Source organism: Streptomyces sp. DH12 (genome assembly GCF_020873895.1).
Lineage (GTDB): Bacteria > Actinomycetota > Actinomycetes > Streptomycetales > Streptomycetaceae > Streptomyces.
In genome coordinates this window covers 42,066-56,852 of the sequence record NZ_JAHWGT010000043.1, presented here as the reverse complement: position 1 = coordinate 56,852, position 14,787 = coordinate 42,066, and the positions used below count along the sequence as shown (strand labels likewise).

The 14,787-nt window shown below is 76.4% G+C and carries 13 protein-coding genes; 9 read left to right on the top strand and 4 right to left on the bottom strand.

Features of this window, described 5'->3' with window-relative positions:
• Window positions 1-227 precede the first annotated feature (227 nt).
• A complete protein-coding gene (locus LPA54_RS28965; RefSeq protein ID WP_228983217.1) occupies window positions 228-890 on the top strand; it encodes a class I SAM-dependent methyltransferase in 663 nt (220 codons plus the stop codon).
• 341 nt (window positions 891-1,231) lie between these two features.
• On the top strand, window positions 1,232-2,989 hold the full coding sequence (locus LPA54_RS28960) for a PP2C family protein-serine/threonine phosphatase (RefSeq protein ID WP_228983213.1): 1,758 nt from the start codon (window positions 1,232-1,234) through the stop codon (window positions 2,987-2,989).
• A gap of 61 nt (window positions 2,990-3,050) precedes the next feature.
• Here the strand turns inward: LPA54_RS28960 and LPA54_RS28955 are convergent, their stop codons facing one another.
• Together LPA54_RS28955 and LPA54_RS28950 are read right to left on the bottom strand one after the other, a co-directional pair.
• Window positions 3,051-3,443: a VOC family protein gene (locus tag LPA54_RS28955; protein ID WP_228983211.1), complete on the bottom strand. Its 393-nt coding sequence runs from the start codon at window positions 3,441-3,443 to the stop codon at window positions 3,051-3,053.
• 138 nt (window positions 3,444-3,581) lie between these two features.
• Window positions 3,582-5,111 (bottom strand): aldehyde dehydrogenase (NADP(+)), encoded by a 1,530-nt coding sequence (locus LPA54_RS28950; protein WP_228983208.1) that lies wholly within the window; start codon window positions 5,109-5,111, stop codon window positions 3,582-3,584.
• Between the two features lie 113 nt (window positions 5,112-5,224).
• Here LPA54_RS28950 and LPA54_RS28945 point away from each other — a divergent pair, with 113 nt between their 5' ends.
• The 7 genes from LPA54_RS28945 to LPA54_RS28915 all read left to right on the top strand — a co-directional run bounded on the left by LPA54_RS28945 (window position 5,225) and on the right by LPA54_RS28915 (window position 11,863).
• Window positions 5,225-5,995 carry an IclR family transcriptional regulator gene (locus LPA54_RS28945; protein ID WP_228983206.1) on the top strand — a complete coding sequence of 257 codons (771 nt, stop codon included), beginning with the start codon at window positions 5,225-5,227 and terminating at the stop codon, window positions 5,993-5,995.
• The gene (locus LPA54_RS28940; protein WP_267487753.1) at window positions 5,995-6,582 is read left to right on the top strand and encodes a GNAT family N-acetyltransferase; all 588 of its coding nucleotides are present in this window, start codon (window positions 5,995-5,997) and stop codon (window positions 6,580-6,582) included. Before LPA54_RS28945 ends, LPA54_RS28940 begins: the two co-directional genes overlap by 1 nt.
• Window positions 6,583-6,709: 127 nt before the next feature.
• A complete protein-coding gene (locus tag LPA54_RS28935; protein WP_228983203.1) occupies window positions 6,710-7,780 on the top strand; it encodes a hypothetical protein in 1,071 nt (356 codons plus the stop codon).
• 65 nt (window positions 7,781-7,845) lie between these two features.
• A complete protein-coding gene (locus LPA54_RS28930; protein WP_228983241.1) occupies window positions 7,846-9,153 on the top strand; it encodes a histidine kinase in 1,308 nt (435 codons plus the stop codon).
• The gene (locus LPA54_RS28925) at window positions 9,150-9,803 is read left to right on the top strand and encodes a response regulator transcription factor (protein WP_308112902.1); all 654 of its coding nucleotides are present in this window, start codon (window positions 9,150-9,152) and stop codon (window positions 9,801-9,803) included. Before LPA54_RS28930 ends, LPA54_RS28925 begins: the two co-directional genes overlap by 4 nt.
• Window positions 9,804-9,903: 100 nt before the next feature.
• The gene (locus LPA54_RS28920) at window positions 9,904-11,352 is read left to right on the top strand and encodes a penicillin-binding protein 2 (protein WP_228983200.1); all 1,449 of its coding nucleotides are present in this window, start codon (window positions 9,904-9,906) and stop codon (window positions 11,350-11,352) included.
• A 121-nt stretch (window positions 11,353-11,473) separates the two neighbouring features.
• Window positions 11,474-11,863 carry a hypothetical protein gene (locus LPA54_RS28915; protein WP_228983232.1) on the top strand — a complete coding sequence of 130 codons (390 nt, stop codon included), beginning with the start codon at window positions 11,474-11,476 and terminating at the stop codon, window positions 11,861-11,863.
• Window positions 11,864-11,905: 42 nt separating this feature from the next.
• Here the strand turns inward: LPA54_RS28915 and LPA54_RS28910 are convergent, their stop codons facing one another.
• The gene (locus tag LPA54_RS28910; protein WP_228983199.1) at window positions 11,906-14,095 is read right to left on the bottom strand and encodes a M48 family metalloprotease; all 2,190 of its coding nucleotides are present in this window, start codon (window positions 14,093-14,095) and stop codon (window positions 11,906-11,908) included.
• Entirely contained in the window at window positions 14,092-14,724 is a 633-nt protein-coding gene (locus LPA54_RS28905) for a hypothetical protein (RefSeq protein WP_228983197.1), read from the bottom strand. The genes LPA54_RS28910 and LPA54_RS28905 overlap by 4 nt, the downstream gene beginning before the upstream one ends.
• Between the last annotated feature and the right edge of the window lie 63 nt (window positions 14,725-14,787).

The window sequence follows — 14,787 nt, the reverse complement described above, 5'->3', positions numbered from 1 at the left end:
TTTTTCATGATACGGCGCCCACCGAGATCTACACAACTTGATTCGTCGGCTGCGTCAGATGTGTTTAAGAGACAGCCACTATTCGGTTGCTTATCGGGGCAACAACCTTTTCGTGTGACAACAAGGTCCCCGACAGCCACTGATCCGGCACTGGAGTGCCTGCCCCCGCCTTCCCCCCGGGGACGGGGGCACCGCCGCGGTCCCCACACCACAGCGAGGAAAGCCCGTTGCCCGCACGACACGACATCGACGCCGAGCGCGAACTCTGGGACGCCTTCGCCGAGAGCACGAAGAACAAGGTCTTCGAGTCAGATCCGGTGTTCTGCTGGACCCAGTACCCCGGCCACGGCCCCGGACCCGAAATCCTCGGCACGCCGACAACCGCCCTCGAAATCGGATGCGGCACAGGGCGGGCACTCGCCTGCCTGGCACAGCAGGGGGTCAAGGCCACCGGCCTGGACGTGTCGCCCGTCATGGTGGCGAACACCACCGAGCGTTGGGGCCCGTTGGGGGCGCGGTTCGTGTGCGCCGAAGTCCTGGACCATCTCCGCGAGAGCACCGAGACGTACGACGCCATCTATTCGGTTTTCGGCGCGGTCTGGTTCACCGACCCGGCCAAGCTCCTGCCGCTCGTAGCGCAGCGACTCAACCCCGGCGGGGTCTTCGCGTTCTCTCACCCGCCCGCCATCCCCGGGGCGTACGGTCCACAGGGCATGTACAAGGGCGGATTCGCCGGGAAGGCCATGTACACCTACCGGTACAGCTACACAGCGCGCAGGTGGACCGGCTTCCTACTCAAGGCCGGGTTCACGGATCCGCATGTACACGTCCTCGACGCTCCCACGCCCGGCCACATCGGAACCCTGATCGCTCGCGCCACCAGGGCGTAGTCGATCCCTGTTCGCCCCTTCCGTGTGATCGCCCTCGGGCCGCGTGGGAGGGGCGTCCGGATCTCGACGCGCGTGTGTGGTCGTCCCTCCAGAATCGTCGGCGTGGGCGCGGAAGGTCGTGGAGGCCGCCTCCGCACCACCGTCCCCCGACACCGCCGCCTCCGATCCCGTTCCCCGGGGCGCGCGCTCGGGCATGGTGCGGGCGGGTACCTGGGGGGTGGGTGGGGCTGTTCCCCCGGGGGAGGCGTCGGGGTGGGGTGGTGGGCGCGTCTGCCGGGGTGGTCCGGGGAAACGCGGTAGTGGTGGTGGGCTGTCCCCGTCCCCCAGGGAAGGCCCCGGCCATGACTCTGCCCCGTTCCTTCGACGTGGTGACCCTCAAGGCGTTCATCGAACGCGAGACGGCGGCCCTGCGGGCCGACGTGCGGCAGGCGACCGAGGAGGCCGGGGGCGTGGTCGGGGCGGCCGAGGCGCGGGCGGACGCCCGGGCCGCCGAGGCCGCCGGCGTGGCGGGCGCGGGCGGCGCGGCCACGCAGTGCCCGTGCGGGCAGGGCAACGGCGCGCCGCACACCTGCTTCGGCGAGGACCCCGCGCACGACCCGGCGCACTGCCTGTGCGCGACGCTCCCCGCGATCCCCGCGTCCGCCGCGCTGCTGGAGCCGGTGCGCGACGAGGCGGGTGCGATCACCGACTTCCACATCCGGGCCGGCAACCACGTGCGTTCCGCCGACTGGCTGGTGCCGCCCGACCAGCAGGTGGGGCGCCCGTACTTCGAGGCCCGGCCGGGCGCCGCCGCCAGCGGGCTGCTGCCGGCGCTGGTGTCGGTGCTGGAGACCGGCCGGGCCCTGAACGGCCTGGTCGTGGACTACACCGAGGAGCGCTTCGGCCGTCTGAAGCGGGTGCAGCTCGTCCATCACGCGGCGGCCTGCGGCGACCGGCTGCTGATGACGTGGCGGCCGGTACGCAGCCAGGCGGAGCTGCTGACGATCGACGCCCAGCACCTGGCGTCGATGGGGTGGGGCCGCTGGGACCTGCTGTCGGGGGCGGTCTCCTGGTCCGAGGGCATGCAGCGCGTCTTCCGCGCGGACCCGCAGCTGCCGTGGTCGCTGCTGGAGATGTGCGACGCGGTCCTGGACGAGGACATGGGGGCGTTCGGGGAGTTCCTCGCGTCGGTGCTGTCCGGTGAGGAGCCCGCCTGGACCCGCATCCGCTTCAACGTGGTCGGCGAGGTCCGCACGGTGGACCTGCTGGGCCGGCCGGTGGCCGGGACGGACGGGAGGCCGTGGGCGGTGCACATGGTGGCCCGCGACCTGACCCCGCAGATGCGCAGCCGGCGCCGGCTGGTCGCCAAGGAGAGCGAGGCGCGGGAGCTGCGGCAGCAGGCGGAGGCCGAACGGCACGTGGCGTCCGTCCTGCGGGACGCGGTGCTGCCGACGTACTCGGAGGGGCTGGCCGAGGTGGGCGTGAGCGCGGCGGCCGCCTATCTGCCGGCGGAGCCCGACGCGGCCGTCGGCGGCGACTGGTACAAGTGCCGGCGGCAGCCGGACGGGCGCGCGCTGATCGCGGTGGGCGACGCGCAGGGGCACGGTCTGGACGCGGTGGCGCGGATGGCGCAGCAGCGGTACGCGGTGGCGGGCCTCGCCCAGGTGGGTGCGAGCGCCGGCGACATCACCACCTGGCTGAACGAGCTGGTGTGCGTCGACCCCGCCGCCGCGACGGCGACGGTGGTGGTCGGGCACATCGGCCCCGACCGCGTCCTGCGGTGGGCGAGCGCGGGCCACCCGGCGCCCCTGCTGCTGCGGGGCGGGAAGACGTTCGCGCTGCCGACGGACCACCGCGGCCCGCTGCTCGGGGTGGTGCCGGACCACGCCTACGAGACGGCCGAGTTGCCGCTGGAGGACGGGGACCTGCTGCTGCTCTACACCGACGGGGTGGTGGAGCGGCGGGGGCGGGACCTCATGGAGGGGGTGGACGCGCTCGCCGAGCACCTCGCCTCCATCGGCGGTGTGTCGCCGCAGCGCGTGGTCGACCGGCTGTCGGAGGAGTACGGCCGCGCCGCGCACGAGGACGACGCCTGCCTGCTGGCGCTGCGGATCGGCTGAGCGCCGGGCCGGAGGGCGGGGGCGGGGGCGAGGACCGCCGGGCGCGGCGGGGCGGGCGCCGTCAGGCGTCGGCGGGCTGGATGAGGTCCCACCGGTTGCCGTAGAGGTCGCTGAAGACGGCGACCGTCCCGTACGGCTCGTGACGCGGCGGCTCCAGGAAGGTGACCCCGGCGGCGGTCATCCGCGCGTGGTCCCGGTCGAAGTCGTCCGTGGTCAGGAACCAGCCGACCCGGCCGCCCGTCTGGTCGCCGACGCGGGCCCGCTGGTCCTCGGTGGCGGCCCGGGCGAGCAGCAGCGCCGTCTCGCGCGAGCCGGGCGGGGCGACGACGACCCAGCGGCCGCCGTCGCCGCGCGGGGTGTCCTCGCGCAGCTCGAAGCCGAGGGCGTCCCTGTAGTGGGCGATCGCTTCGTCGTAGTCGCGGACGACCACGGTCACCAGTCCGAGATGAGGCATGGGGCGATCATGCCCCCTCGGGCCGCCGCCCGCCGCGCCGGGGCCCGGCACGGGATAGACGGCGTGCGGGACCCGGCACGCGACCCGGCACGGCGCCGCGCGCCCCCGACCGGGCGCGCGGCGCGGTCCGCCCCGGGATCAGCGCTCCGGGCGGCCGTCGACCCGGCGCGGCAGGCCGAGGGGGTTGTCGTCGCGCAGCTCCGGAGGGAGGAGCGCGGGCGGGGTGGACTGGTAGGCGACCGGGCGGAGCCAGCGTTCGACGGCGGTGCCGCCGACGGACGTGGAGGTGGAGGTGGTGGCCGGGTAGGGCCCGCCGTGCTGCTGGGCGTGGGCGACGGCGACGCCCGTGGGCCAGCCGTTGACGACCACGCGGCCGGCGAGCGGGGTGAGTTCGGTGAGCAGCGCGGTGCCGTCCCCGCCGTCCTCCGCCTCGCCGGTCGACACGTGGAGCGTGGCGGTGAGGTTGCCGGGGAGGCGGGAGAGGACGGCGGTGGCCTCGTCGCGCGTCGTGTACCGGGCGACCACCGTGACGGGGCCGAAGCACTCCTCCAGGAGCAGGTCGTGGGGGCCTTCGGAGGCGAGGCGCGCGGCGGGCACGGTGAGGAAGCCGGCCGCCACCGTGCGGTCGCCGCCGGCGCCGGGGGCCACCGGGGCCTGCACGTCGGGCAGCTCGGCGCGCTCGGTGACGCCGGCGACGAAGTTGTCGCGCATGCGCCCGTCGAGCAGGACGCCCTCCCCGACCGACGCCACGGCCTCGGCGAGGGCCTTCACGAGCCGGTCGCCCGCCTCGCCCTCCGGGGTGAGGACCAGGCCGGGCTTGACGCAGAACTGGCCGACGCCGAGCGTCATGGAACCCGCCAGGCCCGCGCCGATCTCCTCGGCCCGCTCCGCCGCGGCGGCCTCGGTGACCACGACCGGGTTGAGGGAGCCCAGCTCGCCGTGGAAGGGGATCGGGACCGGCCGGGCGGCCGCCGCGTCGAACAGGGCGCGCCCGCCGCGTACTGACCCGGTGAAGCCCGCCGCCGCGACCAGCGGGTGGCGGACCAGCTCGACGCCGGCGTCGAAGCCGTGCACGAGGCCGACGACCCCCTCGGGCAGGTCGTGCTCGGCCGCGGCCTCCCGCAGTACGGCCGCGACCAGTTCGGAGGTGGCCGGGTGGTCCGGGTGGGCCTTGACGACGACCGGGCAGCCCGCGGCGAGGGCGCTGGCGGTGTCGCCGCCGGGCACGGAGAAGGCGAAGGGGAAGTTGGAGGCGGCGTAGACGGCGACGACGCCCAACGGCACCTTGTAGCGGCGCAGGTCGGGCACGGGCGGCGTCGCCGTGTCGTCCGGGTGGTCGATGATGACGTCGAGGAACGCCCCCTCGTCCACGATGTCGGCGAAGGCGCGCAACTGGTAGCAGCTGCGGGCCAGTTCGCCGGTGAGGCGGGGCGCGCCGAGGGCGGTCTCGGCGTCCGCCGCGGCGACGAGCCGGTCCTTCGCGGCGTGGAGCCGGTCGGCGGCGGTCCGCAGGAACGCGGCGCGCACGGCCCGGTCGGCGAGGGCCGCCCGGGCGTCGTGGGCGGCCCGTACGGCGCGGTCCACGTCCGCGGCCGTGGCCTCCGACGCGACCGCCTCCCGCCGCTTCCCGGTTCGGGGGTCGACACTCCAGACTTGGGTTCCAGACACCGCGGACGTCCTCTCCGGCTGTGCGCTCATCGCTTGTTCGGTATTCTGAACGACGTTCCTGATGATGAATATGCTGGGACTCTATTAACGGGCGTCTGAAGGGGTCAAGGGCGATGACTGCTACCGAAGCCGGCGGAGCGCAGGTCAAATCCGCCGTCCGCACCGTGGAGTTGCTCGAGTACTTCGCGGGCAGCCCCGGGATGCACTCGCTGGCCGCGGTCCAGGAGGCGGTCGGCTACCCGAAGTCCAGCCTGTACATGCTGCTGCGCACCCTGGTTGAGCTGGGCTGGGTGGAGACGGACGCGACGGGCACGCGGTACGGCATCGGCGTGCGCGCCCTGCTCGTCGGCACGTCCTACATCGACGGCGACGAGGTCGTCGCGGCCGCCCGCCCGACCCTGGACCGGCTCTCCGACGACACCACCGAGACCATCCACCTCGCCCGCCTCGACGGCACCAACGTCGTCTACCTGGCGACCCGCCAGTCCCAGCACTACCTGCGCCCCTTCACCCGCGTCGGCCGGCGCCTGCCCGCCCACTCCACCTCCCTCGGCAAGGCGCTGCTCGCCACGTACACCGACGAGCAGGTGCGCAAGCTGCTGCCGGAGACGCTGCCCGCCCTCACCGAGCACACGGTCACCGACCGGGAGCGACTCATCGAGGAGCTGCACGCGGTCCGCGAGCAGGGGTACGCCGTCGACCGCGAGGAGAACACCCTCGGGCTGCGCTGCTTCGGCATCGCCATCCCGTACCGGACGCCCGCGCGCGACGCGGTCAGCTGCTCGGTGCCGGTCGCCCGGCTCACCCCCGCGCACGAGCAGATGATCAAGGACGCGCTCTTCGACGCCCGGGACCGGCTCACGCTCGCCACCCGGAGGCTCTGATGCCCGGCGACCCGATGCGCACGGAGCCGGTCGCCGGGGAGCCGGTGGCGGGGGAACCGGTGGCCGGGGAGCCGTCGGCCCGGCAGCCGGGAGCGGGGAAGCCGGTGGCCGCGCCCGTCGCCGTGTCGCTGCGGCCGGTCCTCCCCGCCGACCTCGACCTGTTCTTCTACCTGATGCGGGACCCGCAGGCCCGCCGCGTGGCGGCCTTCACCGCCCCCGACCCCGACGACCGGGCCGCGTTCGACGCGCACTGGGCCCGTGTCCTCCCCTCCGAGGGCGTCCACCGCACCGTGCTGGCGGACGGCGTGCCCGTGGGCCACGCCGCCGTGTACGGACCGCCGGACGACCGGCAGGTCACGTACTGGATCGACCGCGCGCACTGGGGCCGCGGCCTGGCCACCGCGGCCCTGCGCGCACTGCTCGACCTCGTCCCGGAGCGGCCGCTCCACGCGCGCGCCGCCGCCGACAACGCGGCGTCCCTGCGGGCGCTGCGCACCTGCGGGTTCACCGTGGTCGGTCACGACCGGGACTGGGCGCACGGGCGGGGTGAGGAGACCGACGAAGTGGTGCTCGTCCTCCCCGCCTGACCCCCCGGTGCCGGGCGTACGACCGGCACGGGTGCGACCTGCGGTCGGCGCGGCTCCGCCGTGCGGCGGAGGGGGATCGTCGGCGGGCAGGAGGCGCCGGGAGCCGCCGGGGCGGGAGCGTGGAGGCATGACGACGCCCCCGCACACCGCCGGCCCGGCACCCGCCGACCCGGGTCCCCCGCACACCGCCGACCCGGCACCCGCGGGCCCGGCACCCGCCCGCCCCCGCCCCCCGTCGCGGCCCCGTCCCGGCGCCCGTCCGGGCCCCGCCGCCCGCGCCGCCCGAGCCGTCGCGATCGGCGCGTGCCTGCCCTACCTCGCCCTCAAGGCCGCCTGGCTCTCCGGCAGCCGCGTCGGCATCCCCGACGGCAGCCTGCTCCTGGAGCGGCCCGGGCTCGCGGCCGCGGCCAACACCGCCACCCTGCTGATGGACACCGCCGTCATCGTCCTGGCCCTGCTGCTCACGCAGCGCTGGGGCGCGCGCGTCCCCGCCTGGCTCCTGGTGCCGCCGCTGTGGGCGGCCACGGGGCTGCTCCTGCCCATCGTGGTCGGCTACCCCGTGCAGAGCCTCGCGGCGGCGGCGGGCGGGCCGGCGCTCGGGGAGGGCGCCTCCGGGGAGTTCCTGGACGGGTGGGTGTTCACCGTCGTCTACGGCGGCTTCATCGTGCAGGCCCTCGCCCTCGGGGCGTTGGCCTTCCGGTACGCGCGGGGCCGCTGGGGCCACGTGTGGCGCGGCACGGTGTGGGACCTCTCCGCCGCCGTGTCCGGCCCCGGGCCGCGCGCGGCCGCCGTCGTCGCCTCGCTGCTCCTGCTGCCCGCCGCCGCGCTCCACCTGGCCTGGGCGTGCGGCGTCACCGTCGGCCTGTCCCCGGACCTGCGCGCCGCTCCCCCGCCGGGCTTCCACGCCCTGGAGGCGCTGCGCGGGCTCTACGCGCTCGCCGCCGCGGCGGGCGTCGTGGCGCTGGTCCTCCGCAGCGCGCCCCGCCTGCCCGTGCGGCTGCCGCTGGCGGTCGGCTGGGCCGGCTCGGCGGCGGTCGGCTGCTGGGGCGGCTGGCTGTTCCTCGCGTCCCTGATCCCCGGGGCCGATCCGACCGACGAGCCCCCGCTGCTCCAGGTCCTCACCTACGCTGACGAGATGATCACGGGGACGGTACTGGCCGGCTGCCTGGCGGTGTTCCTGCGCAGGCGCGCCGGGTGAGCGGCGGCACGGACGGCGGGGGCCCGCCGCCGGACGGTCGCGGTGGCACGGGCGGCGCCGGCGGCGTGCGCCGGACGGGCGCCGCGGGCCGGACGCGGCGGGCTGGGGCCGTGCTGCTGGGGCGGCGGGCGCGGCGGCGCTGGGTGCACCTGGTGCTGGGCGGGGCGCTGCTGATGCCGTACTGGCTGCTCGCCTCCGTCGTGCTGGCGCCGTTCACGGCGGCCGGCGGCCCCTTCGGCGGCTCGGTCGCGGCGCAGTTCGGGGCGTACGCGCTCGCCCTGCCGCCGGCCGCCGTCACCGCGCTCTTCCCGCTCGCCCGGCCGCTGTCCGTGGCGGCGGCCCGCGCGCTGTGCGGGGTGCCGGCGCGGCGGTACGCCGACGGGCCGGCCGGCTCCCGCGCGGCGCGGGCGCGGACCGCCTGCTGGTTCACGCTCCACCTCGCCCTGGGCGGGCTGGTCGCCGGGGCGTCGCTGGCGCTGCCGCCGTTCGCGCTCGTCACGATGGCACTGCCGTTCTCGGCGGAGCTGCGCGCCTCGGCGGTGGACGCGTATCCGGGGCTCGCCGCCCCGTGGTGGCCGGTCCTCGGGGTGCCGGCGGGGCTGCTGATGCTGGTGGCCCTGGCCGCCGCTTCCGCCGGCGCCGGGGCGCTGCTGGCGCGGCAGGCCCCGGCCCTGCTCGGACCGACCCCCGCCGACCGGCTGGCGGCGGCCGAGCGGCGCGCCGCCGAACTGGCCGTCCGCAACCGGCTCGCCCGCGAGCTGCACGACTCGGTGGGCCACGCGCTGAGCGCCGTCACCCTCCAGGCGGGGGCGGCCCGGCGGGTCGTCGACGCGCCGGAACCCGACCTCGGGTTCGTCCGGGAGGCGCTGACGGCCATCGAGGAGACCACCCGGCGCACCGTCGCCGAACTCGACGCGGTGCTCGGGCTGCTGCGCCGGGACGACCCCGACGCGGACGAGGCCGCCGACGGGGCCGCCGCCGGGCCCGGACTGGAGGCGCTGGACGCGCTGCTCGCCCACAGCGGGCTGGCCGTGGTCCGCGACCCGGCCGCCGGCCCGGCCGGGCCGCTCCCGGAGCGGGTGTCCCGGGAGGCGTACCGGATCGTGCAGGAAGGGCTCAGCAACGCGCTGCGCCACGGAGGGGCCGCACCGGTCGCGCTGCGGCTGCGCGCGGCCGACGGGGAGTTGGAGGTCACCATGGAGAACCCGCTGACCGGCCGCGCGCCGGTCGTCCGCCCGGGCGGCGGCCGCGGACTGCGCGGCGTCGCCGAGCGGGCCGCGCTGCTCGGGGGCAGCGCGGTCTGCGGCCCCGCGGAGGGCGGGGCGGTGTGGCGGCTGAGCGTGCGGCTGCCGCTGACGGGGGGCCGGCGGTGACCCGGATCGTGCTCGCCGACGACGAGCGGATGGTCCGTACGGCGCTGCGCGTCATCCTCTCCGCCGAGGAGGGGCTGGAGGTCGTCGGCGAGGCCGCCACCGGCGCCGAGGCGGTGTCCGTGGTCCGCGAAGTGGAGCCGGACGTGGTGCTGATGGACGTGCGCATGCCGGAGGTCGACGGGATCCGCGCCACCGAGCTCCTGCTCACGACGATGCCGCGGCCGCCGCGCGTCCTGGTGGTGACGACGTTCGAGAACGACGCGTACGTGTACGACGCGCTGCGCGCCGGCGCCGCCGGGTTCCTGCTCAAGCGGGCGGCCGCCGAGGAACTGGTCGCGGCGGTGCGGCTGGTGGCGCGCGGCGACTCGCTGCTGTACCCGGCGGCGGTGCGCGGGCTGGCCGAGCGGTACGGGCGGCCCGGCGGCCCCGCGCCGGCGGCCCCCTGGGTGGCACGGCTGACCGAGCGGGAGGCCGACGTCCTGCGGCTGGTGGCGCGGGGCCTGACCAACGCGGAGGTCGCCGAGCGCCTCGGCGTCGGGCCGGCGACGGTGAAGACGCACGTGGCGGCGGTGCTGGCGAAGACCGGCGCGCGGGACCGGACGCAGGCGGTCATCGCGGCGTACGAGGCGGGGTTCGTCACGCCCGGGTGACGGCGCCTCGGCGCCCCGGGCGTCCCGGCCCGGATGAGGATTCCCTGAGAAACCGGACGGACGGGAACATCCCGCCCCGGGCCGCTCGTCGGACAAGGGGATGAACAAGACGATCAGAAGAGCGGCCGTCTTCTCCCTGCTGCTGGTGTTCGCCCTGCTGCTGCGGGCGACCTGGGTGCAGGCGTACGAAGCGAAGGCCCTGGCGGACGACGACGACAACCGGCGGAACGTCATCGCGCGGTACGCGCAGCCGCTCGGCGACATCGTGGTGGGCGGCACGGCGGTCACCGGCTCGGCCCGCACGGAGCGCGGCGACCTGGCGTACCGGCGGACGTACAACGACGGCGAGCTGTACGCGGCGGTGACCGGGTTCCGCTCGCAGGTGTACGGCGCGACGCAGCTGGAGGGCGTCTTCGCCGGGGTGCTCGACGGCACCGACCCCCGGCTGGGCGACCCCCTCGACGCGCTGACCGGCGAGCGGACCGAACCGGGCGACGTCCTGACGACGATCGACCCGGCCGTGCAGAAGGCCGGCTTCGCGGCGCTCCGCGGGAAGAAGGGCGCCGCCGTGGCGATCGACCCGAGGACGGGCCGGATCCTCGGCATGGTCAGCACTCCCTCCTACGACCCGTCGGCGATCGCCGGGTCCGACGGCGCCGACGCGTGGAAACGGCTCGAAGCCGACCCGGACAAGCCGCTGGTGAACCGGGCGATCCGGTACCCCGTCGCCCCCGGCTCGACCTTCAAGCTGGTCGTCGCGGCGGCGGCCCTGGAGAAGGGGCTGTACGCGTCGGTCGACGAGCCGACGGACAGCCCGAACCCGTACCGGCTGCCGCAGTCGACGCGCGACCTGGTCAACGAGAACCCCTCCGCGCCCTGCGAGAACGCCTCCATCCGCACCGCCCTGCGCTACTCGTGCAACAACGTCTTCGGCAAGCTCGCCGTCGACCTGGGGCAGGACGAGGTCAGGGCCACGGCGGAGAGGTTCGGCTTCGACGACACCGAGCAGGACGTGCCCGTGCGGGCCCACCCGAGCGTGTACCCGTCGGGGATGGACGCGGCGCAGACGGCGCTGTCGGGCATCGGGCAGTTCGACGTGACGGCCACGCCGCTCCAGATCGCCATGGTGTCGGCCGCCATCGCCAACGACGGCGTGCTGGCCGCGCCGCACCTGGTGTCGGAGGTCGTCGACGCGGACGGCGACCGGCTGGAGGGCCGCCCGGACGGCGAGGGGCGGCGGATCGTGTCGCCGTCCACCGCCGGGCAGTTGCGGTCCGCCATGGTGACCGTGGTCGAGGAGGGCACGGGCGGCAACGCCCGCCTGGACGGCGCCGAGGTCGGCGGCAAGACCGGCACGGCGCAGCGCGGCGTGGACAACAGCGAGAAGCCGTACGCCTGGTTCACCTCGTACGCGAAGGACGGGGACAGCGGCGAGGAGGTGGCGGTCGCCGTGTTCGTGGAGGACTCCGCCGCCGCCCGCGCGGAGGTGAGCGGCAACGGCCTGGCGGCGCCCGTGGCCCGCGCCATGATGAAGGCCGCGCTGAAGTGACGTGAGGGGCGGGTGGTATGCAGGGGGCGTGCAGCTTCGCCCGCCCGCCCCGCTCCCCCGCCCGGAGGACCCCGTGCGCCGCCGTCTGTCGTCCCGCCCCCGCTCCCTGTCCGGCTGGACCATGGCCGTCTTCGGACTGCTGGCCACCGCGCTCGGCCTGGTGGGGCTCGTCGCGCCGGACGTGCTGCTGACCGTCATGGGCTTCGAGCCCCTGCCGGCTGGGGCGCGCGGGGCGGGCGACCACACCCTGGTGTTCCTGACGGCGTCGTCGATGGCGGCGGTGAACATGGGCGTGTACTACGTACTGGCGGCGCTCGCGGACTGGCGGGCCTTCTTCGGCTGGACGGTGCCGTTCCGGCTGCTGACGTGCGCGGTGTTCACGGTCGCCGTCGTCGCGGGCCGCGCCCCGGCCGGGTTCCTGGGCGTCGGCCTCTGGGAGGGCGCCGGCGCGGTGGCGACCTGGGCGGCGCTGCGCCGCGAGCGCCGGGCGGAGCCGGTACCGGCCGCGTGAACCGCGCCCCGGCCGCGTGAGCCACGCCGCCGGCCGGCTCGGTCACCCCGCCGGGCGCGGCACCGGCGCGCGGCGGGGGAAGGACAGGGCCGCGGTGACCAGGGTGCAGAGGAGGGCGCCCTCCACGCCGATCCCCACGAGCACCCCCCACAGGCGCAGCGGGCCCGGTCCGCCGGCGAGCAGCACCACGGGCACGGTCAGCAGTACGCCGCACGCCAGCGCGCTGCCCGCGGCCCACACCAGACGGCGGGAGGCGGCCAGTCCGCCGGTCACCGTGCCCACCGCCACGAGCAGGGTGAGCGGGGCGAGGAGCAACGGGTGGGCGAGGAACTCCACCTGCCGCTGGTACGCCCACCAGGTGTGGAGGGGCGGGAAGCCGAAGACCGCCAGGGCGGCGGCGCCGAGGACGGCCGCCCGGCTGCGCCGGGGCGGCCGGGCGAGCGGCATGGCGGGGGCCGTGTACCGGGCGAGGCGGCGGTCGCGCAGGATCCCCGCGACGGGCAGGCCGAGCAGGACCGCGGCCGCGCCGAGGAGCCAGCCCGGGTGCATGAGCCGCGTCGCCACGACGTACTGCGTCCACACCGCCGCGTGCAGCGGATCGGGGAGGGCGGCCAGCCGCTCGTCGAGGAAGCGGCCCAGCGCGATCTGCCAGGGCAGCGCGAAGACGGTGGAGGCGTTGGCGGCGACGGCCGCGGCCACCACCAGCCCCAGCGCCGCAGCCGCGGCGCGGGGCCGGCGCGCGTGCTCCAGCGGCCGGGCCCAGCAGTCCGCCAGGAACTGGCACCAGACGGTGAGGAGCAGGCACAGGAGGGCGACCGCGCACCACCCCGACACCTGCGCGGCGACGCTGAGTCCGGGCAGCATCAGGTGGTCGACGACGGTGCTGGGCGCGACGGCGTACCCGGCGACGACGCCCGCGGTGACACCGGCCCGGAAGGGGGCGCGCGAGGGCGCGGAGGCGGGGTCGCCGAGCCGGTGGAGGGCGGCGCGCAGCACCGTCACGAAGAGCACCAGGGCGACCAGGAGGGTGATCAGCTCCGTGGGCCACCATCCCCGGATCCCGCCGCCCGCGCGGATCTGCGCGGTGGCGGAGGCGACCGGGTCCCACGCCGCGGGGAGGCAGAAGCCGACGACGAAGGCGAAGCCGAACCCCTGGTGCATGAGCTGCGCCCGGTCGGCCAGGCAGGAGGCGCGCTCGGCGAAGGAGGGGTGGGTACGGGTGAGCCGGGCCCACCGGCCGCGCCACGCCCCGCGGCGGGCGCCCGCCGGCCCGGCCCCGGCGCCGCTTCCGGGCCCGGTGCCGGTCCCGGTTCCGGTCCCGGCGGCGAGGGTGAACGCGCGCAGCAGCGGCGCCGGGCCGCCCAGCCACTCCACCACCCGGGCGTCCGCCTGGAACTCCCTGGTCCGCAGGACGACGGAGCGGGCGGCGAGCACCACGGCGGCCAGGACCAGGGCGTCGAGGAGGGTTGCGGCGTAGAAGCGGGTCCCGTCGGCGACGAAGATCAGCGCGAGGAGGTCGCCGAGCATCCTGGGAGCGAGGATGAGCACCGTGAAGCAGCGCAGCAGGGCGAGCGTGACCATGGTGATGTCGACGTCGCGGTTGCGCAGGTGGGCCAGTTCGTGCAGGACGACCGCGCGGAACGCCGCCCGGTCCTCGTCGGTCCCCTCGAACAGCCGGATCAGTCCGCGGCTGAGCACGACGTGGCGGCGGCCGACGCGGCCGAAGGTGACGCCGTTGACGCCGGAGTCGAGGAAGTCGACGAGTACGGTGACGCCGCGGGCCCGCTCGACGCCCGAGACGAGCCGCTCGACCTCGGCGTGCAGGGCGGGGAAGCGCTCGGCGTTCAGGGGCCGCACGCCGCGCCTGCGGGCGCGCCGCCCGGAGCGGAACCAGTAGTACAGGGCGGTGGCGGTGGCGAGGATCGCGTAGGAGACGAGGATCCCCGCCGAGGTGCGGTCGTCGCCGGAGTCGCACCCGCCCCGCGGCCGGCCCTTGAGGAAGGCGCCGGTGCCGCCGGCCTCCCGCACCACCCCGCGCAGGCAGTCGTTGAGGTTTCCGGTCCGGTCGCGGTCGCCGGCCAGGAAGTCGGCGTAGCCGGGGTGCAGGATCGTCATCGACGCGAGCACCGCGCAGATCAGCAGGACGAAGGCGAGCAGCGTGCCCGACGGCGGCGGCCGGCGCGGCGGCGGTACCGCCTCGACCGCGGGCCCGCCGGCCGCCGTCGAGGTCACGCCCCGCGCCCGCCGGTCCGCAGGTGGTCGCGGACGGCGGCGGCGAGCAGGTCCGACCGGTCGGGCGGCAGGCCCAGGAGGATGGCCGTCCGGCGGGCGGCCGCGCCCAGTTCCGCGATCCGCTCCTCGGACAGCGGCGCCTCCCCGAGGAGGACGGGTCCGCCGGCCGGCCCCGGCGGGCCCGCGATCGGGCCCCGTGTCCCCGCGGCAGGCTGCGGCGGGCTCCCGGCGACGGCCGTGCCCGCGCCCGTGTCCGCCGCCCCGCCCTCGGCCGCCCCGCCCTCGGCCGTCCCGTCCTCCGCCGTCCCGTCGGCGGTGGCGTCGCGGCGGGCGCGGCGGCGGGCGACGAGCTGCCGGAACCGGCCCGTCAGACCGCTCCCGACGCTCTCCCCCATCATCTTGACGACCTCGAACGCCACCCCGCAGGCGATGCTGGTGACGACCAGTTCGGCCGCTCCCCCGAAGGCGAGCGGGTCGTCCTGGGGGCCCCGCCGCGCCCGCCGGCCGCCACGGCCGACGAGGACCTCGGCGGTCTCCTCGAAGTACGGCAGTTCCTCCGGCGCGACGCGCGCCACGACGGCGCGGGCCAGCGCGGTCTCGGCGGCCGCGGACGATGCCACGTCGGACACGCCACCTCCCCGTGTGCTCCCCGCCGGCGGGTGATCCACCGGCGGGTGGTCAGAAGGTCAGCA